Annotated in this window: 18 protein-coding genes; 2 read left to right on the top strand and 16 right to left on the bottom strand. The window is 59.3% G+C overall.

Annotated elements, in window-relative coordinates:
- Positions 1-5: 5 nt before the first annotated feature.
- From yacG to pilB, 5 genes are read right to left on the bottom strand one after another with little or no spacing between them, the layout of a single operon-like run.
- Entirely contained in the window at positions 6-206 is a 201-nt protein-coding gene (gene yacG, locus PSH64_RS25765; RefSeq protein ID WP_030130376.1) for a DNA gyrase inhibitor YacG, read from the bottom strand.
- Entirely contained in the window at positions 203-826 is a 624-nt protein-coding gene (gene coaE / locus PSH64_RS25760) for a dephospho-CoA kinase (RefSeq protein WP_305479123.1), read from the bottom strand. The genes yacG and coaE overlap by 4 nt, the downstream gene beginning before the upstream one ends.
- Positions 823-1695 (bottom strand): A24 family peptidase, encoded by an 873-nt coding sequence (locus tag PSH64_RS25755; RefSeq protein ID WP_105343828.1) that lies wholly within the window; start codon positions 1693-1695, stop codon positions 823-825. The genes coaE and PSH64_RS25755 overlap by 4 nt, the downstream gene beginning before the upstream one ends.
- 1 nt (position 1696) lies before the next feature.
- Positions 1697-2914, bottom strand: coding sequence for a type II secretion system F family protein (locus PSH64_RS25750; RefSeq protein ID WP_105343830.1), 1218 nt, complete (start codon positions 2912-2914; stop codon positions 1697-1699).
- A gap of 2 nt (positions 2915-2916) precedes the next feature.
- Positions 2917-4617, bottom strand: a complete 1701-nt coding sequence (pilB, locus tag PSH64_RS25745; RefSeq protein ID WP_305479122.1) for a type IV-A pilus assembly ATPase PilB — start codon at positions 4615-4617, stop codon at positions 2917-2919.
- 226 nt (positions 4618-4843) lie between these two features.
- Here pilB and PSH64_RS25740 point away from each other — a divergent pair, with 226 nt between their 5' ends.
- A complete protein-coding gene (locus PSH64_RS25740) occupies positions 4844-5257 on the top strand; it encodes a pilin (RefSeq protein WP_305479121.1) in 414 nt (137 codons plus the stop codon).
- A gap of 322 nt (positions 5258-5579) precedes the next feature.
- Entirely contained in the window at positions 5580-5936 is a 357-nt protein-coding gene (locus PSH64_RS25735; RefSeq protein ID WP_305479120.1) for a BON domain-containing protein, read from the top strand.
- Positions 5937-6110: 174 nt separating this feature from the next.
- Here PSH64_RS25735 and PSH64_RS25730 read toward each other — a convergent pair whose 3' ends face one another.
- The 11 genes from PSH64_RS25730 to PSH64_RS25675 form a co-directional block, all read right to left on the bottom strand.
- Positions 6111-6407, bottom strand: coding sequence for a DUF2845 domain-containing protein (locus PSH64_RS25730; RefSeq protein WP_305481211.1), 297 nt, complete (start codon positions 6405-6407; stop codon positions 6111-6113).
- Positions 6407-9400 (bottom strand): DUF748 domain-containing protein, encoded by a 2994-nt coding sequence (locus PSH64_RS25725; RefSeq protein ID WP_305479119.1) that lies wholly within the window; start codon positions 9398-9400, stop codon positions 6407-6409. Before PSH64_RS25725 ends, PSH64_RS25730 begins: the two co-directional genes overlap by 1 nt.
- Positions 9401-9461: 61 nt before the next feature.
- Entirely contained in the window at positions 9462-10478 is a 1017-nt protein-coding gene (locus tag PSH64_RS25720) for a class I SAM-dependent rRNA methyltransferase (RefSeq protein ID WP_305479118.1), read from the bottom strand.
- A gap of 378 nt (positions 10479-10856) precedes the next feature.
- On the bottom strand, positions 10857-12794 hold the full coding sequence (gene acs / locus PSH64_RS25710) for an acetate--CoA ligase (protein ID WP_305479117.1): 1938 nt from the start codon (positions 12792-12794) through the stop codon (positions 10857-10859).
- A gap of 202 nt (positions 12795-12996) precedes the next feature.
- Entirely contained in the window at positions 12997-14661 is a 1665-nt protein-coding gene (gene pgi, locus PSH64_RS25705) for a glucose-6-phosphate isomerase (RefSeq protein WP_105343848.1), read from the bottom strand.
- Between the two features lie 228 nt (positions 14662-14889).
- Positions 14890-15270 (bottom strand): aspartate 1-decarboxylase, encoded by a 381-nt coding sequence (gene panD / locus PSH64_RS25700; RefSeq protein WP_003228271.1) that lies wholly within the window; start codon positions 15268-15270, stop codon positions 14890-14892.
- Positions 15271-15514: 244 nt separating this feature from the next.
- Complete coding sequence (gene panC / locus PSH64_RS25695) at positions 15515-16375, bottom strand: pantoate--beta-alanine ligase (RefSeq protein ID WP_105343852.1); 861 nt, start codon at positions 16373-16375, stop codon at positions 15515-15517.
- Positions 16372-17172 carry a 3-methyl-2-oxobutanoate hydroxymethyltransferase gene (gene panB / locus PSH64_RS25690; protein ID WP_105343854.1) on the bottom strand — a complete coding sequence of 267 codons (801 nt, stop codon included), beginning with the start codon at positions 17170-17172 and terminating at the stop codon, positions 16372-16374. The genes panC and panB overlap by 4 nt, the downstream gene beginning before the upstream one ends.
- A gap of 288 nt (positions 17173-17460) precedes the next feature.
- Positions 17461-18423, bottom strand: coding sequence for a transposase (locus PSH64_RS25685; protein ID WP_305478208.1), 963 nt, complete (start codon positions 18421-18423; stop codon positions 17461-17463).
- Between the two features lie 295 nt (positions 18424-18718).
- Positions 18719-19204, bottom strand: coding sequence for a 2-amino-4-hydroxy-6-hydroxymethyldihydropteridine diphosphokinase (gene folK, locus PSH64_RS25680; RefSeq protein ID WP_105343857.1), 486 nt, complete (start codon positions 19202-19204; stop codon positions 18719-18721).
- Between the two features lie 3 nt (positions 19205-19207).
- Positions 19208-20608: a polynucleotide adenylyltransferase PcnB gene (locus PSH64_RS25675; RefSeq protein WP_305479116.1), complete on the bottom strand. Its 1401-nt coding sequence runs from the start codon at positions 20606-20608 to the stop codon at positions 19208-19210.
- Between the last annotated feature and the right edge of the window lie 396 nt (positions 20609-21004).

Raw genomic sequence — 21004 nt, 5'->3', positions numbered from 1 at the left:
CGGGATTAGTGACGCGGGTCGAAGTCTTCGCTGAACAGCTCGTCTTCGGCATCCGGGCTCACCGGGATCTTGTGTTCTTCCGACGCCCACGCGCCCAGGTCGATCAGTTTGCAACGGTCCGAACAGAACGGCCGGAACTTGTTCTCGGGGCTCCATTCGACAGGGGCGCCACAGGTTGGGCAATCGACGGTCGGGGTTTGGCTCATGAGTGGCCTCCACGCAAAGTAAGGTAAAAGTGATGCAGGCGTTCGACCTCGCTGTGCAGCCAGGCGAGGTCGCGGTCGTTGACCACCACATCGTCGGCATGGCTCAAGCGGTCCTGTCGGCTGGACTGAGCCTTGAGGATCGCCTGGACTTGCTGCTCGCTGGTCTGGTCACGCTGCAGGGTGCGTTCGATCTGTAACTGTTCCGGGGCATCGATCACCAGGACCCGTTGGGTCATGGCGTACTGCCCGGATTCGATCAGCAGCGGCGAAACCAGAATCGCGTAAGGTGATTGTGCCTTGGCCAGATGATGGGCGATTTCCTCGGCGATCAACGGATGCAGCAGCGCTTCGAGCCAGCGACGTTCTTCCGGCACCTCGAAGATCAGCTTGCGCAGGGCCGCACGATCCAGCTGGCCATCGGATTGCAACACGCCGGGGCCAAAGTGCTCGGCGATTTTTGCCAGTGCCGGGCGACCGGGTTCCACCACCCAGCGAGCCGCATGATCGGCGTCCACCACGTGCACGCCGAGGTCGATGAAGTGCTGCGCGGCCGCACTTTTGCCGCTGCCGATGCCGCCGGTCAGGCCGAGAATCCAGGGTTTTTCCACAGGGGTATTCATTTCAAACCGACAAACTGCCAATAGAAGCCGGTTATTTGACCACCCCAGAGCAAGGCAATCCAGCCGGCAATGGCCAGATAGGGTCCAAAGGGTAGCGGCGTCGAGGTTTTCGCATCCCGCAGGCGCAGCAAAATCACCCCGAGAATGGCCCCTACCAGCGATGACAGCAGAATGGTCATGGGCAGGATCTGCCAGCCGCCCCAGGCTCCGAGCATCGCCAGGAGCTTGAAGTCACCGTAACCGATGCCGTCCTTGCCGGTGACCAGCTTGAACAGCCAGAACACCGTCCACAGCGCCATGTAGCCGGCCACTGCGCCCCAGAACGCATCATGCAGTGATACGAAGAGCCCGAAGCTGTTGAGGATCAACCCCAGCCACATCAACGGCATCACCAGTACGTCCGGCAACAGTTGATGCTCGGCATCGATCAGGCTCATCGCCAGCAGGCCCCAACTCAGAACCAGCACCATGCAGGCCTGCCAGCCGAAACCGAAATGCCAGGCGACGAACGCCGACAGCAGGCTGCAAGCCAGTTCGGTCAGCGGGTAACGTTTACTGATCGGCGCCGCGCAGTGTGAGCAGCGCCCGCGTAAAAACAGATAACTGAGTATCGGTATGTTTTCCCAGACCCGAATCTGATGGCCGCAGTGAGGACACTCGGAGTGGGGCAGTATCAGGTTGTAGGTCGGGCCGGGGGCTTCGGCTGGCAAGTCCAGCACGTCATGGGCCTGCAGGCGCCATTCACGCTCAAGCATCTTCGGCAGGCGCCAGACCACCACATTGAGAAAACTGCCGATCAGCAGGCCGATCAGCCCTGCGGCGATCACGAAGGCCAGCGGGTTGAGGCTCAGGAATTCGTTCAAGGACATATCAGATCGCTGAGCCGAGTTGGAAGATGGGCAGGTACATTGCAACCACCAGGCCGCCGACGATGACCCCCAGCACCACCATGATGAACGGCTCCATCAGACTGGTCAGGTTATCGACCATGTTGTCCACCTCGGCCTCGTAGAAACCCGCGACCTTGTCGAGCATGTCGTCCAGGGCGCCGGACTCTTCGCCAATGGCGGTCATCTGGATCGCCATGGTCGGAAAAATGCCGGAGGTGCGCATGGAAAAGTTAAGCTGCATGCCGGTGGAAACGTCCTGCTTGATGCGCAGCACCGCTCGCTTGAACACGATATTGCCGGTCGCGCCTGCCACTGACTCCAGGGCTTCGACCAGTGGCACCCCGGCGGCAAACGTCGTCGACAGGGTGCGGGCGTAACGGGCCACGGCGGACTTGTACATGAGCGCGCCAACCAACGGCAGCTTCAGCAGCCAGGCGTCCGTCCGGTCGCGAAAACCTGGAGAGTTCTTGAAGGCGTGGCGCAGGCCGAAGATCAGCGCTCCCAGTACGCCAAGCATCATCCACCACCAATCCTGCATGAATTCCGACAAGCCGATGACCATCACGGTGAACGCCGGCAGCTCGGCACCGAACCCCGAGAATACCGACTGGAACTGCGGTACAACCTTGACCAGCAGAATCCCGGTCACGATGATCGCGACGAACACCACGGCCAGCGGGTAGGTCATGGCTTTCTTGATCTTGGCCTTGAGGCTTTCGCTCTTTTCCTTGTAGGTCGCCACCCGTTCCAGCAAGGTGTCCAGGGCACCGGCCTGCTCGCCGGCGTCCACCAGATTGCAGTACAGCTCATCGAAATACTCGGGCTTTTTGCGCAGGGCCGCGGCGAAGCTGTTGCCGGCCGCAACTTCCTGTTTCACCTCGTCCACCAGCTTGCGCATGTTCGGGTTATCGAAGCCTTCGCCGATGATTTCGAACGATTGCAGCAGCGGTACGCCAGCTTTCATCATGGTCGCCATCTGCCGGGTGAACAGGGCAATGTCCAGGGCCTTGATGCGTTTGCCGAAACTGAAAATGGACGCGGACTTTTTCCGCACCTTGCCCGGGTTGATCCCCTGCTTGCGCAATTGAGCCTTGATCAGCGCGGGATTTTGCCCGGTCAACTCGCCGGTCATCTTCGCGCCTTTGCGATCCGTGCCTTCCCAGGCATACACGCTGATTTTCGCTGCTTTGACCGCCATATTCAGTCCTTCGTGACCCGATTGATTTCTTCAAGGCTGGTGATGCCTTGCATGGCCTTGAGCAGCCCCGACGTGCGCAGGTCGTTGAAGCCGTCCTTACGCATCTGGAGGTCGATTTCCAGTGAATTGCCTTCGGCCATGATCAGCCGTTGCAGGTCCGGGGTGTTCTTCACCACTTCATAAATCCCGACTCGCCCTTTGTAACCGTTGTTGCACTGATCGCAACCGACCGGTTCATAGATCGTGAACGAGCCGATGCGTTCCTCGGGGAAGCCTTCCTTGAGCAGCGTCTCGCGGGGAATCTCGATGGGCTTCTTGCAATGGCTGCACAGTTTGCGTGCCAGGCGCTGGGCGATGATCAGGCTGATCGAGGTCGCGATGTTGAACCCCTGAATCCCCATGTTGTGCAGGCGGGTCAGGGTTTGCGCGGCGCTGTTGGTGTGCAGGGTGGAAAGCACCATATGCCCGGTCTGGGCGGCCTTGATGGCGATTTCGGCAGTTTCGAGGTCACGGATTTCACCGACCATGATCACGTCCGGGTCCTGGCGCAGAAACGAGCGCAACGCCTGGGCGAAATCCATTCCTTGCCTGGGGTTGACGTTGACCTGGTTGATGCCTTCGATGTTGATTTCTACCGGATCCTCGGCGGTAGAGATATTGATGTCGACGGTGTTGAGGATGTTCAGCCCGGTATACAGCGACACGGTCTTGCCCGAGCCGGTGGGGCCGGTCACCAGGATCATCCCCTGTGGCTGCTTGAGCGCGGCCATGTACAGGTCTTTCTGCTCGGGCTCGTAGCCGAGGGCGTCGATGCCCATTTGCGCACTGGACGGGTCGAGGATCCGGATCACCACCTTCTCGCCCCACAGGGTCGGCAGGGTGTTGACCCGGAAGTCGATGGACTTGCTTTTGGACAGGCGCATCTTGATCCGCCCGTCCTGGGGTTTGCGCCGCTCGGAGATGTCGAGGCTGGCCATGACTTTCAACCGGGAAGCAATGCGGTTGGCTAGTTGTGTCGGTGGCTTGGCGACCTCCCGCAACATGCCGTCGGTGCGCACCCGCACGCGGTAGGTTTTTTCGTAGGGCTCGAAGTGCAGGTCGGAAGAACCGCTTTTGATCGCATCGAGCAACATTTTGTGGACGAAGCGCACCACGGGCGCGTCATCGGTATCCTGCCCGGGGATGGAATCTTGTTTCTGGTCATCGACCGATTCGATGTCCAGCCCGTCGAGGTCGACATCGGCCATCTCCTCCAGACCAGTGGTATGACTGTCGAAGAATTTTTCGATCGCGTCGCCGAGTTTGTCTTCTTCCACCAGGATGGCTTCGGTGCTCAACCCGGTGCTGAACTGGATGTCATTGATGGCCTGATGATTGGTCGGGTCGGAAATTCCCACGAACAGCTTGTTGCCTCGCCGCCACAGGGGCAGGGCGTGGTGCTGGCGAACCAGCTTCTCGCTGACCAGTCCGCGGGGCTGGGTGTCTTTGTCCAGGCAACTGAGGTCCAGCAGGGCCATGCCGAAATGCTCCGAGGCCACCTCGGCGACCTGCCAGCTTTTCAGCAGTTTGTTCTGCACCAGATAGCTGACCAGTGAGACTCGATTGCGTTGGGCTTGCTGATACGCCTGTTGCGCACTTTGATCGGTGATCAGTTCGGCGAGCACCAATTGCTTGGCCAGACCGCTAAGGGCAATGTCATTCATTGGGATTCCGGACGCAGACGGTTAATGACTTATAGCCTAGTCAAGCGGTGGAACCAAACCAGCCGGGGTGAGGTGACAAAAAGTGTCAGATAGTGCGGATACTGGGAGCAGGAAAGCTCTTTGTCGTGATCCCGAACCTCGTCCGCAGGGGCGTGCACGACTTGGCATGACCTGTGCTGTACCCTGTTCAGATCATGAGATTTCGACTCATGCATGGAGCCTGTCTATGAAAAATCAAAATGGTTTTACCCTGATCGAACTGCTGATCGTGGTGGCGATCATCGGGATTCTGGCGACGTTTGCGTTGCCACAGTACTCGAAGTACCAGGCGCGAGCGAAGGTTACCGCTGCGGTTGCAGAAATCTCGGCACTGAAGGTGCCTTTCGAAGACGTTATTAATCAAGGCACCGATATTGCCGCCCCCGCCGGGATCGGCGCGACGAGCCCCACGGGTAATTGCACGATTACAGCGACGGGTACCGCTTCTACCGGTGCGGGCAGTATTGGTTGCACGATTCTCAACGCACCGGGGCCGGTGCTCGGCAAAACCGTTACGCTTACGCGTACCCTCGCCAGTGGCTGGACCTGCGCCACCACGGCGCTACAAGAGTACGCGCCTAAAGGCTGCACCGGCACCTGAGTCACTTTGCCAGGCATAACCGATGCCCCGCCTCTCACGAAGCGGGGCATTTTTTTAGGGGGCATTTTGGAGGGCGTCGGATAATCAGGAAAACTCCGACAATTCATGGCTTTAGGCCTGCGCTAAAACCCGCAAGTTGCATGTCGATAACTTTGTACTCGTGCATTTTGCATGATTTCGAAAATTGTCATTGTTATTAAGTTATTGATTTATATGTATTTATTTTTTAACGAACAGTTGGCATAGCGTTCGCACTGTCTCTGGTAACCCTGCTGACAAGATGACACGCAGCAGACTTTCCAGAAGAACAGGAGTTACTCGTATGAAGAAGTTCGCCATCGCTGCCGCTACTGCAACCGCGCTGACCCTGACCATGGCCAACGCAGCATTTGCACAGACCACTCAAACCACCCAGGCTCCTATGGTGCTGGCTGCTGGTGAAGTGACCAAAGCCAAGGAAGCTACTTCCGATACCTGGATCACAACCAAAGTCAAAGCAGACCTGGTGACCGAAAAAGGCATTCCAGGCACTGATATCAAAGTCGAAACCAACAAAGGTGTTGTTTCCCTGTCTTCCATGACAGTTCTGACAGAAGCTCAGAAAACAACCGCCGTGGCTATCGCCAAGAAAATCAAAGGCGTCAAAGCGGTGTCCGCTGACGGCCTGAAAACCGAGTAAAACAAGGCTTCTCGCCTGGACCGGGAGAAGGTGCGGTAGACGGGCTGAGTCATACGTCTGCCGCTACTTGAGAGTTCATGCGAAGGCCACAAGGACGTGGCCATTACAGGCCCCGGCATTCGTGTCGGGGCCTGTTCTATTTAAAGCGCAGCAAGTCACCTGTGGGTGTCGGGTTCAATTACCGCGTTTGCTGGTGATTTGAACCAACCGGTTTCCTTCAAAGCGCAGGTACTGGTACATCCCGCTGTTGGGGCCGTAGGTCCATTCTTCGACCTGAAACTCTTCCCGTCGATTGGCGCTGCGCTTGTAGCCCAGCAGGTCACGGGCAACGGGCTCTCCGCATTTTTGTAGCACTTCGCTGGACCGGTCCCCGACGCTGATCAGTTGACTGCCGCAGCGCAGAGTGTCAGCCGCCGCTGCCTGACCAGCAGCCAGCAGCAGGGCGAGGTTCAAAAGCCAGCGCGCGCCCATCATTCGGCATCCAGATGCATGGCCGTCACTACGCGGCCATCGCTTTGCGCCTCACCGAGGCTGGTGTCGATGAAGTACACGCGATCATCGGCCAACTGACCTTTGTCCACCAGGTAGTCCTTGATGCTGCTGGCCCGTTCTTGCCCCAGTTGCCGCAACAGCACCTCGCTGGAGCTCCAGAAGTCGATCACGCTTTCACGCATTTTCTTGTTGCGTTCCTCTTTGCCCAGATCCTTCCATTCGGCGGGGGGCTGGATCTTGAGACGTGTGCGGTAGATCCCTTCAAGCAGCGGGCCTTTCTCACTGTCCGGCACCTCCAGCAGGGAGGCCTGGGCCGGTACTTTGTCACCGCGGCGCTGAAGCATTTTGTAGTAGTTGTACTGGTATTCCCGTTCCAGGCGCTGCTCGGCAATCAGTGGACCATCGCTGCTCTTGGCGGCAGTGCCTTCGATTTCCAGACGCAGGGCCGGACGTTCCTTGAGCGCCTGGGACAGTTTGATCAGCGTTGCCTCGGCGTCCTTGCTCAAGTCGCTTGAGCCCGGTGCGAACGCCACGGTACCCAAGTCCTCGGAACCACCGCCGCTGACCAGCCCGCCAATCATCTTGAAGGGTGCGGCAGCCGCTTTCACGATCAGATTGCGCAGGGTCTGCCAGATGATCGGCATGATGCTGAACTGCGGGTTATTCAGGTCGCCGCTCACCGGCAGCTCGATGGAAATTTTGCCATCGACATCCTTGAGCAAGGCAATCGCCAGCTTCAACGGCAGGCTTACGGCGTCCGGACTGTCGACTTTTTCACCCAGTTGCAGCTGCTCGACCACCACTTTGTTTTCGGCCTGGAGCTGGCCGTTGGTGATCTTGTAATGCAGGTCGAGATTGAGCCGGCCCTTGCGGATGCGGTAACCGGCGAACTTGCCGGAATAGGGGGTCAGGGTCGTCAGTTCCACCCGTTTGAAACTGGTGAAGACGTCCAGGCTGGCCATCGGGTCGAATGGGTTGAGCGAGCCCTTGATGGTCACTGGCGCATAGCGGTCGACCTTGCCTTTGACGTCGACGCTGGCCGGTTTTGCCTGCCGGCTGTCGATGGTGCCGATCTTCCCGTTCAGCTGTTGAACGGCCGTGGCGAAGTTCGGCGTCAGGCTGAAGTCGGCGAAATTCGCCGAGCCGTCATTGATGGCGATGCTGCCGATGTGAATGCCCAGCGGTTTTTCTTTGCCGGCTGCCGGTTTGGCCGCGGCGGTTTTGCTCGTTGCGGCCCCGGAGTCGGCCGGTTGCGGGATCAGCAGGTCATCGATGTTGGTGGTGCGATCATCGTTGATCATGAAGCGCGCATAGGGCTGGAACAGATTGACCTTGTCGATCGACAGGCTGTCGCCGTGCTGATAGTTCAGGCCTTCGAGCACCAATTGCTGCCACTTGAGGAAGTCGCGGGTTTTCAGGGTGTCGAGGGTATGCAACTGATTGACCTCAGCACGGCCAGTGACGCTGAACGCCAGTGGCTCGGTGCTTTTCAGGTCGACCGCCAGATCACTGCCCAGCATGCCGCTGCGCAGTTCGAGGCGAATGAATGGATTGATGTAGGACTGAGCGACGCGCAGGTCGATGTCCTTGGTCTGCACGTTCAGTTTGGCGCTGATCGGGGCCAGATTGACCGTGCCGTCCGCCATGATCTTGCCTTGCTTGCCCACGCCCGTGTCGAGCTTGAGGTTGAAAGGGGAGCCATTGAGGCTATCGAAATTTTGCAGGTCCAGGTTCAGCGGGCCCAGCTCCAGCGCCACGGCGGGTTGCGCCTTACGGTCAGCCAGGTGCACTTGATAATTGCGCAATTGCACGTCTTTGAGCAGCACCTGCCAAGGCTTGCTCGGTGTCGGCGGTTGCTTCGGTGAGTCGGCTGCCGCCGGTGTGCTGGCAGGCTCGGCGTTGGCTTTGGCAGCCTGTTTGGACGGTTGGCTGGCGAACAGTTTTTGCCAGTCGAGTTGCCCATCGGCTTCGAGGGCGGCCCAGGTTTCCAGTTTCTGGCTGCGGATCTTGCCGACCACCACTTGCTGCTTGGCCAGATCCACAGTGGTGTCGCTGATGTCCAGCCGTTCGAGCTTCGCCAGCGGTCGGCCGTCCGGCGCCTTGATGGCGAAAGGCGCAACGCTGACGGCGACGTTGTCCAGCAGCAGTTCGGTGCCTTTGTTCAGATTGAGTTTGTAGTCGGTGCTCAGGTTCAGGACGCCGTTTTCCAGGACCAGTGGCACCGCATCGCGCACGTAGGGCCAGAAGGATTTCATCTTGCCGTCGGTGATTTTCAGCTTACCTTCAGAGGCGATCGGGCTCAGGCTGAAATTGCCGGTCCAGTCGATCTGCCCGCCGGCCGGGCCGACCGCGACCAGGGTCATGTCGGCGTTGTCGTCGGGCAGGGTGCTGAGGTTCTTCAGCTCGAAATCGAGTTTGTCGTAGATGAATTCGATCGGCTCGCTGGGCCGGGCGTCCTCGAAGTGCACATAGCCGCCGGCCAGTTTGATCCGCTCCACGCGCAGCGGGAAGGGTTTGGCGTTCGGGTCGACCGGGGTCGGTTCGCTGGCGGGGATTTTGAACAGCCCGAGCAGGTTGAGCTTGCCATCCTTGCCGAAGAGGATTTCGGTCTTGGATTTGTCCAGTTCGATATCGGACAGATGCAACGCCTTGGTCCACAGGCTGTCGATCTGCAGGTTGGCGTACAGGCGCTCGAAGCCCACTTGCTCCTTGCCCGGCTCGCCGATGAGCAAACCCCAAAGGGTGACTTCAAGGCTGAATGGATTGAGTTCGATCCGCGAAATCCTGGCGGGCGTCGTGGCGTAGTTGGCCAATTGTTGGTTGGCAACCCGCAACGCGATACCCGGCAAAATCAGAAACCCCAGCAGGCTGTAAAGAGCCAGGGCAGTCAACAAGGCGCCGATAGCGCGAATCAATCCTTTGGGCATGTGCGGCTTCATCTGTCGGAATCGGAGTGCCTTGGAGTATGGCATGCGTTTGCGGTTCCGAAGCAACCACGCTTTATAGGATTTATCTGATTATCGGCGTGAAATTTCAGAGCTGCAGGATCAGCGTTTTCAGTGGTGGCTGCTGGTCCATCGACGGGAAATCGCTGCCCGGTGTCAGCGCTGTCCACTCACGCACCGGTCGCCCGACCTTCTCTGCGCAGCGCAAAACCTGTTCACGCCAATCGTCCATGCTGACCTTCGCCAGGTTGTTACAGCAGATCAGCACGCCGTTGTCGGCGGTGGTCAGCAGCGCCGGTTTGAGCAGGCTCTGGTAGTCGCGCAACAGGTCGACCGTGCCGAAAGCACTCTTGGCCCAGGCCGGAGGATCGAGCAGTACCAGATCGTACTGACGTGGCTCCAGACGTAGATAGCTCGGCAGTTTCTGGCCGCGGCGCTGGCTGATCGGCAGGCCGGCCAATTGACGAATCGCCGGAAAGTAATCGGACTGGATAAATTCCATGGTCGGCAATTGCGGGTTGAGAAGACCGTTCTCGCGGCCGACCGCCAGGTTGCCTTCGGCAAAGTCCAGGTTGCACACCTCGCTGGCACCTCCGGCCGCGGCACTGAGGCCGACGCCACAGGTGTAGGCAAACAGGTTCAGCACACTTTTGTTTTTGCTGTGCGCCTTGACCCAGCCGCGGGCGTTGCGCAGGTCGAGAAACAGCAATGGGTCCTGACCGGCGTGGCGCCCGCGAACCCGATAATTCAGACCCCATTCGTGGCCGATCAAATCTTGCAGGGCGGCTTCGTCGGCGCGGTAGACGGTGTCTTCGCGGTCGATGCGCGAATTGCCGCGAGAACGGTCGTTGTACACCAGCAGGGTATCGAGCCCCAGCTGTCGATTGACGGTCTCGTGCAGTTGCAGCAGGGCGTCACGCTCCAGCGCCTGATGAAAACTTTGCACCAACAGTTGTGGGCCGTAGCGGTCGACGGTCAAACCGCCGGCACCTTCCTGGCTGCCATGGAACAGGCGATAGCAATCGGTGCCTTGCTGGTGCAGCTCGGCGAGCAGGTCCTGGCGACGATCGAGGGCGGCGCACAGCGCCTGATTCAAGGAAGACATGCTGGGCGCCTTGCTGGAGGGAATTGGGGCGCGGGAGTTTAACAGCTATGGGCTTTGAGTTTGGGTGGCAAATGTGAGGGATGTGGTGGCTGTGAGGCCGTCTTCGCGGGCAAGCCGCGCTCCCACAGGTAACCGGGTGCTCTCGGGATAATGCGGTCACCTGTGGGGGGCGGGCTTGCCCGAGTGAGGCGGCAGCGAAGGCGTCCTGGGCTTCACCGCTGATGCCGTACTTGTCCACCAGGTTCTCGGCAGTGATGCCCATGTGGTAATCGTTGAACGCCCCCGCAAACCGTCGCTGATCATCGTGTCGACGATCTGGCTGTGGTCCGTGCGCAAACTCGCCGAAAGGCTCGACCAAACGGCGGGTGCGCGAGCGCTTTATGAGTTCAGGCGTTTGTCGATCAAGCCTTGCACCACGCTCGGGTCGGCGAGGGTGGAGGTGTCGCCCAGGCTGTCCAGTTCGTTGCAGGCGATCTTGCGCAGGATCCGTCGCATGATCTTGCCCGAACGGGTTTTCGGCAGGGCCGGGGCCCACTGGATCAAGTCCGGTTTGGCGAAGCTGCCGATTTCCTTGATGACGTGGGCCAGCAGTTCTTTCTTCAGAGCATCGTTGGGGTCGATGCCATTCATGGGGGTGACAAAGGCATAGATACCCTGGCCTTTGATGTCGTGGGGGTAACCGACCACGGCGGCCTCGGCAATGCTGTCGTGCAGCACCAGGGCGCTCTCCACTTCGGCCGTACCGATGCGGTGCCCGGAGACGTTGATGACGTCGTCGATACGCCCGGTGATCCAGTAATCGCCGTCCTCGTCGCGGCGTGCGCCATCGCCAGTGAAGTAGTAGCCGGGGTAGGGCTTGAAGTAGGTTTCGACCATCCGTTTCGGATCGCCGTAGACGCTGCGGATCTGCGCCGGCCAGCTGGATTTGATCGCCAGCACGCCACTGCCGGCGCCTTTGATTTCCTTGCCGTGTTCATCAAGCAACACTGGTTGTACGCCGAACATCGGTTGGGTGGCACAACCGGGTTTGACCCGTTGAGTGCTGACCAGCGGGCTGAGCATGATGCCGCCGGTTTCAGTCTGCCACCAGGTATCGACAATCGGGCAACGCTGTTCGCCGACGGTATTGAAGTACCACTCCCAGGCTTCCGGGTTGATGGGTTCACCGACGGTGCCGAGTAATCGCAGGCTCTCGCGGGATGTTTCCTTCAATGGCCCGGGGCCTTCACGCATCAACGCGCGCAGGGCGGTCGGGGCGGTGTAGAAGATGTTCACGTGGTGCTTGTCGATCACCTGCCAGAAGCGCGAGGTGCTGGGATAGCTCGGTACGCCTTCGAAGATCAGCGTGGTCGCCCCGTTTGCCAACGGTCCGTAGACGATGTAGCTGTGGCCGGTGACCCAGCCGACATCGGCGGTGCACCAGAAGACTTCACCGTCGCGATAGTCGAGTACGTACTTGAAGGTCATTGCCGCTTGCAACAGGTAGCCACCGGTGGTGTGCAGCACGCCTTTGGGCTTGCCGGTGCTGCCGGAGGTGTAAAGGATGAACAGCGGGTCTTCAGCGTCCATCGGTTCTGGCGGGCAATCGTCACCCACATCGCGCAGGGCCTGGTGATACCAGAGGTCGCGGCCTTCGACCCAATTCACCGGGTTCTGGGTGCGTTCGACCACGATCACGCTGCTGACGCCGGGGCAGCTTTGCAGGGCCTTGTCGACGTTCTGCTTGAGTGGCACGAACTTGCCGCCACGCACGCCTTCGTCAGCGGTGATCACGGTGCGGCAGTCGGCGTCGAGGATCCGGTCACGTAGCGAGTCCGGGGAGAATCCGCCGAACACCACTGAATGAATCGCGCCGATCCGCGCGCAGGCGAGCATGGCGTAGGCGGCTTCGGGGATCATCGGCATATAGATGCACACGCGGTCGCCTTTTTTCACGCCACGGCTTTTCAGCACATTGGCCAGTCGGCAGACGTTGTGATGGAGCTTTTTGTAGGAGATCTGGGTGGAGTCGGCGGGGTCATCGCCTTCCCAGATGATCGCGATTTGATCGCCACGTTTTTCCAGGTGACGGTCGATGCAGTTGTAACTGACGTTTAACTTCCCGCCCGCGAACCAGCTCGCTTCACCGGTTTTCAGATCGTAACGCTGAACGGTCTGCCACGGTGCGCTCCAGTCGAGAAAACGGGTGGCCTGTTCGGCCCAGAAGGTACTGGGGTGTTCAACGGATTGGCGGTACAGGCGTTGGTAGTCGTCTTGACTTAACTGTGCAGCCCGGCGCACGGCATCGGCTTTGGGGAACGTACTGATATCGAACATGACGGTTCCTTATTCTTGTTGCGACAAGTAATAAAGATGCGCCCTGTGAATTTTGAGTTCAAGTGTACATAGAACCAATGTGGGAGCGGGCTCGCTCGCGAAAGCGGTGTATCAGTCGACACTAATGTTGAATGACAAACCGCTTTCGCGAGCAAGCCCGCTCCCACAGGATCAGTGCTGACTTGTGGGAGCGGGTGTCAGATCAACCGCGGTGACGACCGCGGAAGTAGTTGATTAGGCCTTGGGTGGAAGCATCGTCGGCCGGGGTTTCTTCGCTGCCGACCAGGCGGTTGTAGACGCCTTTGCCCAGCTCTTTACCCAGCTCCACGCCCCACTGGTCGAAGGCATTGATGCCCCAGACCACGCTTTGCACGAAGACTTTGTGTTCGTACAACGCCACCAGTGCGCCAAGACGCCGCGGGCTGATGCGTTCGAGCACAAGGGTGTTGCTCGGACGGTTGCCCGGGATCACCTTGTGCGCAGCCAGCTTTTGCACTTCATCCTCGGCCATACCCTTGTCACGCAACTCGGCTTCAGCCTCGGTGCGGGTCTTGCCGAGCATCAATGCCTGGCTTTGCGACAGGCAGTTGGCGTACAGCCACTGGTGGTGGTCGGACACCGGGTTGAAACTGACGATCGGCACGATGAAGTCGGCCGGGATCAGTTGGGTGCCCTGGTGCAGCAACTGGTGGTAAGCGTGCTGACCGTTGCAGCCGACGCCGCCCCAGATGACTGGGCCGGTATCGGTGGACACTGGCGTGCCGTCCTGGCGCACGCTCTTGCCGTTGGATTCCATGTCCAGCTGTTGCAAGTGCTTGGTGATGTTGCGCAGGTAGTGGTCGTACGGCAGGATCGCGTGGCTCTGCGCGCCCCAGAAGTTGCCGTACCAGACACCGAGCAACGCCAGCAGCACCGGCATGTTCTGTTCAAAGGGCGCGCTCTGGAAATGCTGGTCCATGGTATAGGCACCGGACAGCAGTTCCTTGAAGTTCGACATGCCGATGGCCAGGGCAATCGGCAGACCGATGGCCGACCACAGCGAGTAACGGCCGCCGACCCAGTCCCACATCGGGAAGATGTTCTCTTCGCGAATACCGAACGCCACGGCCGCCGCGTTGTTGCTGGAAACGGCGATGAAGTGACGGTACAGCTCGGCTTCCGAACCACCCTGAGCCAGGTACCAGGCACGAGCGGCCTGGGCGTTTTTCAGGGTTTCGAGGGTATTGAAGGATTTCGACGAGACGATGAACAGCGTGGTCTCGGCGCGCAGCTTCATGGTCAGCTCGTGGAATTCACTGCCGTCGATGTTCGCCAGGTAATGACAACGCACGCCTTTCTGGGCGTAGGACAGCAGCGCTTCGGACACCAGCTCAGGACCGAGGAACGAGCCACCGATGCCGATGTTCACCACGTCGGTGATCGGCTTCTCGGTGTAACCGCGCCACAGACCATCGTGGATACGGCCTACGAGGTCGGTGATCTGGTTCAGCACTTTGTGCACGTCAGGCATCACGTTCACGCCGTTGACCGACAATTTGTCGCCCACCGGACGGCGCAGTGCGGTGTGCAGGGCCGGGCGCCCTTCGGAAGCGTTGACGATCTCGCCCTCGAACAGCGCCTTGATTGCGCCCTTGAGATCGACTTCGTTGGCCAGGCCCACCAGCAGATTGCGGGTCTCGGCGTTGATCAGGTTCTTCGAGTAGTCGAGAAACAGGCCGCAGCTGCTGAGGGTGAATTGATTAAAACGCTGCGGATCGGCATTAAAGGCTTCGCGCATGCTGAAATCCTGCATGGCTTGGCGGTGATCATTCAGCGCTTGCCAGGCGGGCAGAGCGGTAACGTCGTGGGGAGTGCGGTAATACGCCATCGCTGCGGTTTTCCTTTTTACTTGAACGGCCTTTTGAACACTAAAAATCCCGGAGCGCCAGGGGGGCGTCCGGTCAACTGCGTCGACACGATTTCTGGCGCAGGGCGAATACAGTAAACCTCGCGCTGCAATCTGTCTTGACTTTGTCTGACCTGCTCCCGGTACTTTTTTAACATTTAACCGAGAGCGGTCCGACAAACGGAAGGCTTGCAGCAGGGCGCGGTTCGGTCAGGCGACCTGAACCGGAATGGCATTGCTGGTATGGCTCAGTTCGTTGCCCGGTGCCATGTAGAGCATGCGCGGCTTGAAATTGAGCAGTTCGGCTTCGCTGTAGTGGGCGTAGGCGCAGATGATCACGCGGTCGCCGACCTTGGCCTTGTGCGCCGCGGCACCGTTGACCGAGATCATGCGCGAGCCTTCTTCGCCACGAATCGCGTAGGTGGTGAAGCGTTCGCCGTTGTCGACGTTGTAGATCTGGATCTGTTCGTACTCACGGATGCCGGACAAATCCAGCCATTCACCGTCGATGGCGCAAGAGCCTTCGTAATCGAGTACAGCGTGGGTGACTTCGGCGCGATGCAGCTTGGCCTTGAGCATGATGGCGTGCATGAGTGTTTCCCCGGGTCGGAATCGAACGGGGGGCAGTTTGCCCGAAGGCTTTGTGGGCGGCAATACAGTCTGGAAACGACGCAGATCTAATGTGGGAGCGGGCCTGTGGCGAGGGGGCTTGCCCCCGTTGGGCTGCGAAGCAGCCCCAAAATCTCTGATGTACCAAAGATCTTGTGAGTGCTATGCACTCAAACGGGGGCAAGCCCCCTCGCCTCAGGTTCGCTCCCACAGGGTTTTGTGGTGTTTATGCGGGTGTGTCGAGGTTCAGGTGCAGGTTGTCGATCAACCGCGTCGTGCCCAGGAACGCCGCCACCAGAATCACCAGATCCCGATCTTCGGTCGTCGCCGGACGCAAGGTCAGCGCATGGCGAATTTCCAGGTAATCCGGACGCAGGCCGGCGGCTTCCAGTTGCTTGATCTGCTCGTTGAGCAGTGTCGGGTAATCGCGCTCGCCCTGTTTGATCGCGTCGCTGATCCGGGTCAGGGTGCGATAGACCTCTGGCGCGATGGCCCGTTGTTCTTCGCTGAGGAAACCATTGCGCGACGACAGCGCCAGGCCGTCAGCCGCCCGTACGGTCGGTTCGCCGATGATCTGGATCGGCATGTTCAGGTCGTGCACCAGGGCGCGAATCACCGCCAGTTGCTGGAAGTCTTTCTGGCCAAAGATCGCCAGGTCCGGCTGGACCATGTTGAACAGTTTGCTGACGACCGTTGCCACCCCTTCGAAGTGCCCGGGACGGCTGGCGCCGCACAGGCCTTCAGACAGTTGCGGAACGCTGACGCGGGTCTGGCCGGCCATGCCGTCGGGGTACATTTCTTCGACGGTTGGGGCAAACAGCAGATGGCAACCGGCCTGGAGCAGTTTCTCCTGATCGGCGGCCAGGGTCCGCGGGTATTTGTCGAGGTCTTCGCCGGCGCCGAATTGCAGCGGGTTGACGAAAATGCTCGCGACCACGAAATCCACCCGTTGGGTGGCTTTGGTAATCAGCGCGATATGCCCGCTGTGCAGGTTGCCCATGGTCGGCACGAAGCCGATGCGCTTGCCTTCGCTACGGGCACGGGCCACGGCGGCCCGAAGTTCGCGTACGGTTTTTACGGTGTTCATGCAGAGAATCCGTGTTCGATGCCAGGGAAAGTCGCCGCTTTGACTTCAGTGACGTAAGCGCTCAAGGCGGCTTGAATGCTGGTTTGGCCGGTCATGAAGTTCTTCACGAACTTTGGCACGCGGCCGGTCATGGACAGGCCCAGCATGTCGTGCAGAACCAGGACCTGACCGTCGGTGCCACTGCCGGCGCCGATGCCGATCACCGGGATCTTCACCGCCTGGCTGATTTCTTCGGCCAGCTCGCTGGGCACGCATTCGAGCAGCAGCATCGCCGCGCCGGCCTGCTCCAGGGAGATCGCGTCGGCACGCATCTGCCGCGCCTGATTCTCGTTGCGGCCCTGGACTTTATAGCCACCGAGGATGTTGACCGATTGCGGCGTCAGCCCCATGTGCGCGCACACCGGGATGCCGCGCTCGGCGAGCAGACGGATAGAGTCCGCGAGCCACAATGCGCCTTCAACCTTGACCATGTGCGCACCGGCCTGCATCAACAGGGCGCTGTTGGTCATGGTTTGATCGAGAGTGGCGTAGGCCATGAAGGGCAGGTCGGCGAGGATCAGGGCATCGGTGTTGCCGCGTTTGACGGCTGCCACGTGGTAGGCCATTTCTGCGGTGGTCACCGGCAGGGTGCTGTCGTGACCTTGCAAGACCATGCCGAGGGAGTCGCCCACCAGCAGCACTTCAACCCCGGCCTCATTGCAGGCATGGGCGAAGGTCGCGTCATAGCAGGTCAGCATGGTGATCTTTTCACCTTTCTGCTTGAGGCTCTGGAGCGTGGTCAGGGTGATGGCTGGCATGAAAAAAATCCTCATTACAGGCGCTATGAAAACTACTGCGAGTAACGCGCGTGATTCGTCATTTATACAGGCGCACCCTCTTTCGTGGTGCTTGTAAGGCCTGGATTGCGCCCTTTGGCGCCGCGTTGGCGGCAGCGGGACGCCTATAGTCGTGAGGAGAACCCGGGAAGTCAATTGCGTGTGTTACCGCATTGTTACGTGTGGGGTGTTACCGGCGTTACTGATGCGATTCAGCAGGTATTTGTTAGGCGGGATCTGGCGTCCGATACAAAGCCAATGTGGGAGATTCTATGTTGCAGGACAACCCTGCAACGGTCGATTCGGTTGGTATTCGCTCTGGTTTTTCATCAGAGCGAACGCCACCCGGGCGAGTTTTCGGGCAAGGATTACCAGGGCCTGAGTCCTCTTGAAACCTCTGGCCAGGTACCCTTCATAAAATGGTTTCCAGGTCGCTGAACGACAGGCGGCCATGGCCGAGTTGTGGGCCAGACGTCGTATTTCCGGATCCCCTTTCTTGGTCAGACTGCGACTCCCCGTCTTTTTTCCCGAGTCATCGACCCTCAAGTCCATGCCCAAAAAAGCGATGAAGGCATTGCTGTCCTTAAACTCGCCACGCAAAAAAGCCGTCGCAAATCCAGTTGCCGTCAGTACACCAACGCCTTCAATGGCCTTGCAACGCTCAATATTTTCGGCGGCTCCGGCCTCTTTGCTCAGGTCACGCAGCTGTTTTTGAATGGCCAAATCCGAGCGCTTAAACGTCTCCATCAGACATTTCAGCTCTTCTTCCAGGCGCGGCTCATTGGCCCAGCTCTGAGCCAGGCTGACACGCGCCTTGATCAGTGCTGCCCGTCGATGAAGCAGGCTTTGCAGGGCCTTGTAAGCCTTGGGCGGCGGGCTCCAAGCGCGTAACCCACCCTGTTCATGCGCCAGATACCGAGCCAGAAGACGAGCATCACACGGATCATTTTTAGCTCGTTGGCCGACACTGCGGCGGTAATGACTCAAGCGATAACCGTCCACGACGTAGACCTGATGACCCAACTCATAGGCCAACTCAACCGTGTCCAAGTGGTAAATGTTGGTGGCCTCAACGGCAATGCCACTTTTGGCGGGCAGCGTCTTGAGCCAACGTTTGAGTGCTGCTCGATTATTGGAGATGGCTTGTGTGGTTTGCAGATCGGCGCGATAGACGAGCACCTCAGCCTTGGCCACATCAACACCCACGACCGCTTGCGAAGTAAGGATTGTCATGACGAATCCTCGGAGCTAGGGTTTAAGAGCTTGTTGGGGTCTACCGTTGCGCTGGCTTGTCTCTATCGTCGGCCTAGCCGATGAATTCCTTATTGGCGCTTTTAGGTAGAAGGGGTGGGACGAAGTCTCCCACGGTCTGTACTGGCTAGAGTCAGAATCGGGCTTTTAGTCCCATCCACCCCTTCAAGTCTAAACATACAAGCGGGCTTGCTTGCGAAGACGGTTTATCATCCAACGTTGATGTCGACTGACACTCCGTCTTCGCGAGCGAGCCCGCTCCCACAGGGGATCAGCGTTAAATCGGCGGGAGACGTTCCAGGCCGACAAACGGACAGGCGGCGAGTAATTCTGCGAGGGTGCGGCCATCGGCCAGTCGTAAATCCGCTGGTGCCAGCTCCGCCAGTGGATACAGCACGAAGGCTCGTTCCTGCAGATGGTAGTGGGGGACTTTGAGGCGCGGTTCGTCGATCAGTCGGTCACCGAACAGCACGATGTCCAGGTCCAGTGTGCGCGGCCCCCAGCGTTCAAGGCGTTGGCGGCCTTGTTCGTTTTCGATGGCTTGCAGGGCATCGAGCAGCTCCAGCGGCGCGAGGCGGCTGTCGAGAGCGGCGACCGCGTTGGTATAACGCGGTTGGCCGGGCAGCAGCGAGTCGCTTTGATAAAACCCGGAAACACCGACCAGTTCGGTCTGCGGCAAGCGTGCCAAGGCCTCGACAGCGCTGCGCAACTGTTCGGCGGGGTCAGCCAGATTGCTGCCCATGCCGATGTAGATGCGTTCCATGGCTTACTCGCCTGTCGTGCTCGATGCGCCGGCAGCGCGTTTGCGCTTGGCGCCGCCGCTACGGCGACGTTTGCGCGGAGCACCGCTACCGTTGTCCTTGCCACTGAGGTCGCGGATCATGTCCCGGCGTTCGCTGTCGTTGGCGTCCTGATAGTCGGTCCACCATTCGCCCAGGCCATCGGTCTGTTCGCCGGCGCTTTCACGCAGCAGCAGGAAGTCATAACCGGCACGGAACCGCGGGTTGTCGAGCAACAGGTCGGCGCGTTTGCCGCTGCGCCGTGGCAGACGTTCCTGCATGTCCCAGATCTCGCGGATCGGCATCGTGAAGCGCTTCGGAATCGCGATACGTTGGCACTGTTCAGCGATCAACTCATGTGCCGCTTCCTGCATCGCCGGAATCGGCGGCATGCCGCGTTCTTGCAGGCGCAACACACGGGCCGGCAGCGCAGGCCACAGTAATGCTGCAAACAGGAATGCCGGGGTGACCGGTTTGTTCTGCTTGATCCGCAAGTCCGTGTTGATCAGCGCTTCACTGATCAGCGTGTGGGTGTAGGTCGGGTTGTATTCCAGCGCCTCGGCACTGGCCGGGAACAGTGGGTCGAACAACTGCAGGTCGACCAGCATCTCGAAAGTGTCCGCGGCATGGCCGGAGAGGAACAGCTTGAGCACTTCTTCGAACAGGCGGGCTGACGGGATCTCGCGCAGCATCGGTGCCAGGTCGCGGATCGGCAGGGCGCTGTGCTTCTCGATGCCGAAATTCAGCTTGGCGGCGAAACGCACGGCCCGCAGCATGCGCACCGGGTCTTCCTGGTAGCGTTGCTTCGGATCGCCGATCAGGCGGATCAGGTGATTGCGGATGTCGTGTACGCCGTTGGCGTAATCGAGAATGCGCTCGCTGACCGGGTCGTAATACAAGGCGTTGATGGTGAAGTCGCGGCGTTGCGCGTCTTCTTCCAGGGTGCCGTAGACGTTATCGCGCAGGATACGCCCGCTTTCGTTACGTGAAGACTGGTTGCTGTCTTCATCCTCGTCGTTTTGCGGGTGATTGGCGCGGAAGGTCGCCACTTCGATGATTTCTCGACCGAAGTGGATGTGCACCAGTTTGAAGCGACGACCGATGATCCGCGCGTTGCGGAATTCGGCTCGTACCTGTTCAGGGGTGGCACTGGTGGCGACGTCGAAATCTTTCGGCGTGATGCCCAGCAGCATGTCACGCACACAGCCGCCGACCAGGTAAGCCTGGTAACCGGCGTTCTGCAAGCGTTCGACGATGTTGACCGCATAACGGCTGAACTGCGCCTTTTGCAGCGAATGTTGGCCGCTGTTTAGCACTTCAGGCGTGCTGCGGATGTGTTGCGTACGACGCAGGGGAGAACGGAATGACTGGAACAGCTTCTTCAGCATGGGATGCACTGTTTGAAGGAATGTTCGGCCATAACGAAGAATGACCGCATGATGGGCCGGGATTCTAGCATTTAGTCGGGGGATGGTGTAGGAAGCTGCGCAAGCGTGTGAAGGGGATGTTGTGTGGCGTGCCCAAACGCCAGAAACCACAAGGGGAGCCGAAGCTCCCCAAGAAGTAGTTGCGTGCTCTATTTTTATTATTGGTTTCGGGCTTCTTGTTTTTGTTGAGCGCCCTCGTCATGAAGTTTTCCTTCATGACCCTCCCAATCGGGAGCCAAGAGCAAACGGATTGCTTTGGTCGCTGTGTTGCTGTGATCGTGTGATCCAACCAGTTCAGGCACTGTCTTGGGACAGTTTTTTATTCTTCTCGGCCTGGTCGTGGGGCAAGCCCCAAAT

The sequence above is a fragment of the Pseudomonas sp. FP1742 genome, assembly GCF_030687145.1.
Taxonomy (GTDB): domain Bacteria; phylum Pseudomonadota; class Gammaproteobacteria; order Pseudomonadales; family Pseudomonadaceae; genus Aquipseudomonas; species Aquipseudomonas frederiksbergensis_D.
This window is presented reverse-complemented; position numbering and strand designations above follow the sequence as displayed.

Coding starts and splice junctions, on each gene's coding strand:
- yacG (WP_030130376.1), bottom strand. CDS start 206: ATGAGCCAAACCCCGACCGTCGATTGCCCAACCTGTGGCGCCCCTGTC.
- coaE (WP_305479123.1), bottom strand. CDS start 826: ATGAATACCCCTGTGGAAAAACCCTGGATTCTCGGCCTGACCGGCGGC.
- PSH64_RS25755 (WP_105343828.1), bottom strand. CDS start 1,695: ATGTCCTTGAACGAATTCCTGAGCCTCAACCCGCTGGCCTTCGTGATC.
- PSH64_RS25750 (WP_105343830.1), bottom strand. CDS start 2,914: ATGGCGGTCAAAGCAGCGAAAATCAGCGTGTATGCCTGGGAAGGCACG.
- pilB (WP_305479122.1), bottom strand. CDS start 4,617: ATGAATGACATTGCCCTTAGCGGTCTGGCCAAGCAATTGGTGCTCGCC.
- PSH64_RS25740 (WP_305479121.1), top strand. CDS start 4,844: ATGAAAAATCAAAATGGTTTTACCCTGATCGAACTGCTGATCGTGGTG.
- PSH64_RS25735 (WP_305479120.1), top strand. CDS start 5,580: ATGAAGAAGTTCGCCATCGCTGCCGCTACTGCAACCGCGCTGACCCTG.
- PSH64_RS25730 (WP_305481211.1), bottom strand. CDS start 6,407: ATGGGCGCGCGCTGGCTTTTGAACCTCGCCCTGCTGCTGGCTGCTGGT.
- PSH64_RS25725 (WP_305479119.1), bottom strand. CDS start 9,400: ATGCCATACTCCAAGGCACTCCGATTCCGACAGATGAAGCCGCACATG.
- PSH64_RS25720 (WP_305479118.1), bottom strand. CDS start 10,478: ATGTCTTCCTTGAATCAGGCGCTGTGCGCCGCCCTCGATCGTCGCCAG.
- acs (WP_305479117.1), bottom strand. CDS start 12,794: ATGTTCGATATCAGTACGTTCCCCAAAGCCGATGCCGTGCGCCGGGCT.
- pgi (WP_105343848.1), bottom strand. CDS start 14,661: ATGGCGTATTACCGCACTCCCCACGACGTTACCGCTCTGCCCGCCTGG.
- panD (WP_003228271.1), bottom strand. CDS start 15,270: ATGCACGCCATCATGCTCAAGGCCAAGCTGCATCGCGCCGAAGTCACC.
- panC (WP_105343852.1), bottom strand. CDS start 16,375: ATGAACACCGTAAAAACCGTACGCGAACTTCGGGCCGCCGTGGCCCGT.
- panB (WP_105343854.1), bottom strand. CDS start 17,172: ATGCCAGCCATCACCCTGACCACGCTCCAGAGCCTCAAGCAGAAAGGT.
- PSH64_RS25685 (WP_305478208.1), bottom strand. CDS start 18,423: ATGACAATCCTTACTTCGCAAGCGGTCGTGGGTGTTGATGTGGCCAAG.
- folK (WP_105343857.1), bottom strand. CDS start 19,204: ATGGAACGCATCTACATCGGCATGGGCAGCAATCTGGCTGACCCCGCC.
- PSH64_RS25675 (WP_305479116.1), bottom strand. CDS start 20,608: ATGCTGAAGAAGCTGTTCCAGTCATTCCGTTCTCCCCTGCGTCGTACG.